This window comes from Bacillus sanguinis, assembly GCF_018332475.1.
Lineage (GTDB): Bacteria > Bacillota > Bacilli > Bacillales > Bacillaceae_G > Bacillus_A > Bacillus_A sanguinis.
In genome coordinates this window covers 1-7,351 of sequence record NZ_BOQB01000155.1, presented here as the reverse complement: position 1 = coordinate 7,351, position 7,351 = coordinate 1, and the positions used below count along the sequence as shown (strand labels likewise).

The window sequence follows — 7,351 nt, the reverse complement described above, 5'->3', positions numbered from 1 at the left end:
GCTTTATCATTTTTACAAGAAGATAAAGCGATTGCAAACGTTGCGGTATTCTCGCTACCATTGCTAGTAAATGGTGAAAGAATAAATGCAGCAGGCATTCAATCGGTGATGACACACCCTAATTTCCGAAGACAAGGACTCATGACACAATTAATGAGTAAAATGATAGAAGAAATCGATAAGAAATGTGAATGTATATTATTGTTTACGGAAAAACCTGAACTATATACATCATATGGTTTTAAAGTTGTACAGGAGTATTTGATGACTATTCCATATGATAAAAAGAATAATAATGATTCCTTACTTAGAGAGCTAGATTATTATATGGAAGAGGATAGAAAGTTAATACATGAAACTATAGATAGTAGCCAAAGACTTTCAAATAATTTTTCAACATTAAACTTCCATCCTTCGTTTTATTTGAATATGTACAATTCGGAATGGGATGAGAAATTGTATTATTCAGAGAAACTAGATGCACTAATTGTATATGAAGTAGATAATGAAAAGTTGAAATTATATGGAGTATTTGCACCAGTAATTCCGGTTTTAGATGAAATATGCGGGGAAATCGGTGAAAGATTTACAGAAATCGAATTTTACTTCTCTCCAGATCAATTAGGGATTGAGGATGTGCAGTTTACAGAATTACAGTCTAGTAAGTATTTAATGGTTCGAAGTAATACAGAGTTAGATTTGAAAGGTTATAAATTCCCTGTATTAGCGGAGTTTTAAATGTTCGTATAAAGGCTTTATTATGGAGGAACTATGAATATATCATATATACCTAAACATGTTGAGCAACTCACTATAATGAATGTCCCTGAACATTATAAAATTAATGACAATCAGGCGTTTATTGTCCGTTCGAAAGCAGAAACAGATTTTTGGCTTAAAACACATTATGGTTTTGAAGTAATGAATGGTCATGTATTTTATAATGAAATGATGACAGACTTTCAAGCTGAAGTTCAATTGTGTATGAATCCAAATTCAAAATACGATCAAGCAGGTCTTTTTGTTATGATTTCGGAAAAGTGTTGGTTGAAAACTTCATTAGAGTATATTCCAGATGGCCCTTCTCATTTAGGAGCTGTCGTAACGAATAATGGATATTCTGATTGGTCAACACAAGACTTTCCAACAGAATTAGCTACCCAACAACTTCGTTTTCGAATTGTTCGTAAACGTGGTGATTATATAATATATGTAAAAAATAGCTGTCAATGGGAACAAATAAGAATCGCTCATTTGATGGAGGACATAGGGAATGCGCCTGTTAAAATAGGTTTTTACACGTGTAGTCCTTCTAAAAACAATGGATTTGAGACTGAGTTTTTAGATTTTACAATTGAAGAAATATAGATGAAAAGCCGTATTCTTTCTACTTAAGAGTACGGTTTTTCTATTTGCGTAATATAAAGCACATTTATTGACCGGAAAGTCATTAATGCTTATCATTTAATAATGTTAAATATTAATTTGCATAATATAATAGAAGTAATGAAAAAATCAAAAATTATATGGTTTAAGTAAGGAGGGTATGAATTATTAAATGGTAATTTCATAGGAAAAAGGAGATTATGTATGAAATCATTTCGCAAATTATTACAGTATTTAAAACCATACATGTTCTTCGCTATTATTGGACCACTATTTATGGTACTTGAGGTTGCGATGGACTTAATTCAACCGACTATTATGCAACATATTATTGATGTTGGGATAGCGAATCGGGATATGAATTATGTAATAAAAATGGGGCTTCTTATGATAGGAGCAGCAGCACTCGGTTTAGTTGGAGGACTTGGGTGCATGTTGTATTCTACAAAAGCAGCTGTTAATTTCGCTACAGACATACGAAAGGATGTATTTGCGAAAATAGAAACATTTTCTAGTGAAAATCGTGATTCATTTGGAACTGGGAAATTGTTAACGATTGTGACAAATGATATTACGTCTATTCAATCGGCAATGACGATGACATTACGTGTTCTTGTTCGTGGTCCTTTGTTATTTATCGGAAGTATAATAATTGTTTTTGTAACAGCGCGCGAGTTATTTCCTATATTACTCGTAGTTGTTCCGATTTTATTGCTTGCGATTATATACATTGCAAGTAGAGCAAGCGGGACATTCAAAAAAGTGCAAGAAGCATTAGATAAAGTGAATACAAAGTTACAAGAAAATTTATCTGGAGTACGTGTTATTAAAGCGTATGTAAGACAAAAATATGAAATCAATCAGTTTGGAAAAGTGAATACAAATTTAACAAAAATAAATATTCGAGCGGTGCAACTTATTTCCTTAATGATGCCAATCATAATGTTAGTTGTGAACGGTGGGATTGTAGCAACATTGTGGATTGGTGGAGAAAAAGTATTTAATGGATCTCTTCAAGTAGGAGCTATATTAGCGTTTATAAACTATTTGAATATTATTTTAATGTCACTTATGTCTATAAGTATGGTGTTTATGCAAATCGCACGAGCATTTCCGTCTGCGGATCGTGTACAGCAAGTCTTAAATACTAAAGTTGATATAATGAGCGAAACAAATGCATTTGTACCTAAGCAAATTGAGGGACAGATTGACTTTAATAATGTTAGTTATAGTTACACGAAAAATAATGAATATGTTTTAAAAGATATTTCATTTCGTATATGTAAAGGTGAAAAAGTAGGAATTATAGGTTCTACAGGAAGTGGTAAATCTACTTTAGCAAAACTGTTACCGCGTTTATACGATGTTGATCAAGGTGAAATATGCATTGATGGAATAAATGTTAAAGCATATGATTTACAAAAACTTCGTGCTTCTATAGGTTTTGTACCTCAAAAGGCATTGTTGTTTTCAGGTAGTATAGAAGAAAACTTACGTTATGGTAAAGAAGATGCAACGAAGGGCGAACTGGAAGTAGCGGCTTCATCAGCTTGTGCGACTGAGTTTATTAACAAGTTGGAAGATTCTTATCAATATTACTTAACACAAGGTGCGACGAATTTATCGGGTGGACAAAAACAACGTTTATCAATTGCAAGAGCGCTTGTAAGAAAGCCATCTATTCTTGTATTAGATGATTCTACATCAGCAGTTGATGCGAAATCAGAATCTAACATTCAATCGGCATTAAGAACAGAATATAAAGGAACCACAACGATATTAATCGCCTCTAAAATTTCATCTATAATAGATGCTGATAAAATTCTCGTTTTAGATAACGGTGAATTAGTTGGTGATGGTACACATGAAGAACTGTTAGAACAATGTGAGGTATATCAAGAAATCTATCTTTCCCAAGGTGGTAATTTATATAAAGAAGGTGGGAAAGAACATGCGTAATTTTCAAGGGCAATTTGCTAATAAAGGTGGACGTAACGCAACTAAGGTGAGTAAAGCTAAAAATACGAAAGGAACTATAATGCGCGTATGGAACTATATGGGGTATCAAAAGGTTGCTCTTACGTTCGTTATATGTTTAGTATTTGTTACGACGTTACTTGGGTTATTAGGTCCTTATTTAATGGGAGTAATTATAGATCAATATATTGTACCGAAAGATTTAAGTGGAACGGCGAGAATGTGTTTGTTACTTATCGCGATTTACGGTGTAACTGTATTATTAACATGGTTACAAACCTTTGTCATGATTAACGTTGCATTAAAAACAATACAAAAAATACGCCAAGATATTTTTGAGAAAATCCAAACGCTTTCTTTACGGTTCTTCGATGTACGTTCTCAAGGGGATTTAATGAGCCGTGTGACAAATGATATAGATAATTTGAATCAAGCGTTGACGCAAAGTGTTATACAAATTATTTCATCAGCATTAACATTTATAGGTGTCACAATTGCGATGTTCGCATTAGATTGGATTTTAGCAATCGTTACTTTAATTACAGTACCTATTATGTTTTTCGTTACAAAAAAACTAGTTGCTTATAGTGGTAAAAACTTTGCAAAGCGTCAAAAAGATTTAGGAGAATTAAATGGATTTATTGAGGAAGCTATAACAGGTGCGGATGTTACAACGTTATACGGGAAAGAAAAGGAAACCGTACAAAATTTCAATGAAATTAATGAACAACTAAGAATTTCAGCAACGAAGGCGGATACATTTTCAGCTTTTATTTTTCCGAGTATGAACTTTATTAACAACTTAGGTATGGGACTTGTAATTGGGACTGGATCAGTAATGGTTTTAAATGGAATGACAACAGTTGGTGTTATTGCGGCTTTTATTAATTATTCTCGTCAATTCTCAAGACCACTCAGTCAATTCGCAACTTTAATGAATACGATTCAATCGGCCGTTGCTGGTGGAGAACGTGTCTTTGAAATTATGGATGAAGTACCGGAAATTCAAAATAAAAAAGATGCATTCACTGTACAAAATTTACTAGGGCACGTTGCACTTGAGAATGTTTCATTTGGCTATGAGGAAAATAAAACGATTTTAAAAGAAGTGAGTCTTAAGGCACAGCCAGGGGAGACAATTGCTTTAGTTGGTCCAACTGGATCGGGCAAAACAACAATCATTAATTTGCTAACTCGCTTTTATGATATACAGCAAGGACAAATTCATATTGATGGAAAAAATATAAAAGATTATGATATGAATTCGTTACGAAGTAAAATAGGAGTAGTTTTACAAGATACGTATTTATTCGCAGGTACAATTATGGATAATATTCGTTATGGTCGATTAGATGCTAGTGATGAAGAAGTAATCAATGCAGCTAAGGCAGCATCTGCACATTCCTTTATAAAACATTTACCGAATCAATATGAAACAAAAATTGCTTCAGAAGGATCGAATTTAAGTCAAGGACAAAAACAACTTCTTGCGATTGCACGAGCAATTTTAGCAGATGCAGATATATTAATCCTTGATGAAGCGACATCTAATATTGATACGAGAACAGAATTACAAATACAAGAAGGACTAAACAATTTAATGAGAGGTCGAACAAGTTTCGTAATCGCTCATCGACTGAAGACGATTGAAAAAGCAGATCAAATCCTTGTTATAAAAGATGGAAGCATTTTAGAAAAAGGGAATCATGAATCTCTCATGGAAGATAGAGGATTTTACTTTGACCTGTATACGAGTCAGTTTAAAATTTAATAAGAACTTTGATATAGTGCGGTTTCTCTAGAAAGGAGAAACCGCATTTTTATATTTGTAAAGATAATTAGAGCTATAGAGTTAAAAATTTTTAGATGTTCGAATTATTAGAAGAAACTAGCGAATTCAGTGACAGATAGAAGAATTAATTTACGTGGTATTGTAATAATCTCAAGAGCCATCTGTGTTGAATAGAGAAGTACTGGAGTTAACTCTAAAGCATGGGTTAATAATAAAATAAAGCATGTTAGGATTGCGAAGCTCCCAAAAAAGAAACTTTTTGAAGTGTTGCGGAAATCTTTTATTAAGGAAAAGAAAGAAAAAAATACCGTAATAACGAGAATTAAAAATTTATATTTATCAGCCATTGAAACCCTCCTAAAGAACAATAACTTATATTATAGCGTATTTTTCTGTATTATTATAAAAAGATTTTAACATGAATAATAAAAAGTGGATGTCGCAATTTAAAGTATTATTTTTGATTTTTTCATTTAAAAAATAGATTAGCGCCCTATTTATTATTTGCAAGTGTTGTACTGGATATTTGACCGGACAATAAGACGAGCTTTGAATATGTTAATAAAAAAGGGGGTGTTGAAAAATGGCTAGATATAGTTTACATGCAGGTCATAACAGCATTGTACAAGGCGCGAATTATGGGAATCGGAAAGAACACGTTATGGATCGCCAAGTTAAGGATGCAGTTGTTGCTAAATTAAGAGCATTAGGGCATACAGTTTATGATGATACTGATGAAGTAGGGACAACGCAGGCACAAAATTTAAATAACATCGTATCAAAAACAAACTCACATGATGTAGACTTAGTAGTTTCATTTCACTTAAACTCATATGATACGAGAGCAAATGGTGTTGAAGTACTTTACTATGATCAACAAGCTTTATCAGCAAAGATAGCAGCACAACTTTCAAAAGATATTGGCTGGTCAAATCGTGGTGCAAAGGAACGAAAAGACCTTTATGTGTTATCGAATACGAAAGCACCTGCAATCTTAATTGAACTTGGATTTATCGATAATGAAGCAGATATGGCAAAATGGAATCCAGATAAGATTGCAAATTCAATTGTGTATGCTTTAACTGGGCAATCTGGTGGGACAACTCCGCCATCTAAACAAAATATAATACAATCAGGCGCCTTCTCACCGTATGAAGTTCCTGAAGCTATGCAAGCTTTAAATTCAGTAAAAATGACAGCTAAATTTATTTTACAGCCTGATGGATTAACATATTTTATTTCCGATCCAACATCAGATACTCAATTAAATGGTATGACAGGTTGGCTTGATCGTAAAGGCTGGTGGTATGAAGTAAAGTAAAGGTTCTAGTTTAGTGAAACAGAATATTTTAAAAACGATAGGAAATAAAAAGAGGATTACTTATTTTGAGTAATCCTCTTTTTATAATTTTATCTCGTATAAATATGATTAGATATAGAAGTTTCCTGTTTTAATAATTAATACATGTAAGTCGGAGATTCATCGGAAATTTCAAGTATATTTAAAAAGAAAAAAATTAGAATTAGAATTTAATTCATTACAATTGAAATAGCACTGAAAATTAATAAAACGGCCATAATGATGTTAAATGATTTAGTATGTTTTAATAAAAATTTTTGGAACATGGAACCAAATAAGCTCCAACTGAATGTACTCATTAACCCGACTACACCTAGAAATAATGAGAAAAGTAGAAAACTTGAATATGAATTATAGTAAGGGAGAATAAAAGTCGACACTACAGTCAGCCCGAATAGTATCCCTTTAGGATTAACAAATTGAAGAAAAATCCCCACTGTAAATAAGTTTTTAGTATGTTTTTCATCGGGATCTGTACTAGTTTTACTAGTGAGTATTTTAAAAGCTAAATATAGCATGTATGCTATACCTAAGATTTTTAAAGGGAATTCGATTATGGGTAGGATATTGATTAGTACAATATTAAAGAAGCTACATAAGGAAGTGAGAATGAAAAACCCGAAGGCTACTCCAAAGCAAAATTGCATACTCCTTTTTAAACCATGTTGATTGGCGTATGTCATAGCTAAAAAATTGTTAGGTCCGGGTGTGAAGCTACTTATAAAAACAAATAATAAAAAAGAAAATATAGGCATTTCAAAACCCCCTAATTATTTTTTGTATGTTATAATGACCGAAAAGAACAATATAACGTGTGCTTTTTATTATACATAAGG

Annotated in this window: 7 protein-coding genes; 5 read left to right on the top strand and 2 right to left on the bottom strand. The window is 32.4% G+C overall.

What is annotated here, in order from left to right; translation table 11 throughout:
• The 4 genes from KI369_RS17335 to KI369_RS17320 form a co-directional block, all read left to right on the top strand.
• Positions 1–738: GNAT family N-acetyltransferase (locus tag KI369_RS17335; RefSeq protein ID WP_212956748.1), on the top strand; the 738-nt coding region annotated here is incomplete at its 5' end.
• 33 nt (positions 739–771) lie between these two features.
• On the top strand, positions 772–1,368 hold the full coding sequence (locus KI369_RS17330) for a DUF1349 domain-containing protein (RefSeq protein WP_212956747.1): 597 nt from the start codon (positions 772–774) through the stop codon (positions 1,366–1,368).
• Between the two features lie 222 nt (positions 1,369–1,590).
• Positions 1,591–3,345, top strand: a complete 1,755-nt coding sequence (locus KI369_RS17325; RefSeq protein WP_212956746.1) for an ABC transporter ATP-binding protein — start codon at positions 1,591–1,593, stop codon at positions 3,343–3,345.
• Positions 3,338–5,134: an ABC transporter ATP-binding protein gene (locus KI369_RS17320; RefSeq protein ID WP_212956745.1), complete on the top strand. Its 1,797-nt coding sequence runs from the start codon at positions 3,338–3,340 to the stop codon at positions 5,132–5,134. Before KI369_RS17325 ends, KI369_RS17320 begins: the two co-directional genes overlap by 8 nt.
• A 107-nt stretch (positions 5,135–5,241) precedes the next feature.
• Here the strand turns inward: KI369_RS17320 and KI369_RS17315 are convergent, their stop codons facing one another.
• Positions 5,242–5,502: a hypothetical protein gene (locus tag KI369_RS17315; protein ID WP_000774123.1), complete on the bottom strand. Its 261-nt coding sequence runs from the start codon at positions 5,500–5,502 to the stop codon at positions 5,242–5,244.
• A gap of 236 nt (positions 5,503–5,738) precedes the next feature.
• Between KI369_RS17315 and KI369_RS17310 the strand changes: the two genes are divergently transcribed.
• Positions 5,739–6,476, top strand: a complete 738-nt coding sequence (locus tag KI369_RS17310) for an N-acetylmuramoyl-L-alanine amidase (protein WP_212956744.1) — start codon at positions 5,739–5,741, stop codon at positions 6,474–6,476.
• Between the two features lie 209 nt (positions 6,477–6,685).
• On the opposite strand, the gene KI369_RS17305 is transcribed toward KI369_RS17310, so the two are convergent.
• A complete protein-coding gene (locus KI369_RS17305; protein WP_212956743.1) occupies positions 6,686–7,270 on the bottom strand; it encodes a LysE family transporter in 585 nt (194 codons plus the stop codon).
• Positions 7,271–7,351 lie beyond the last annotated feature (81 nt).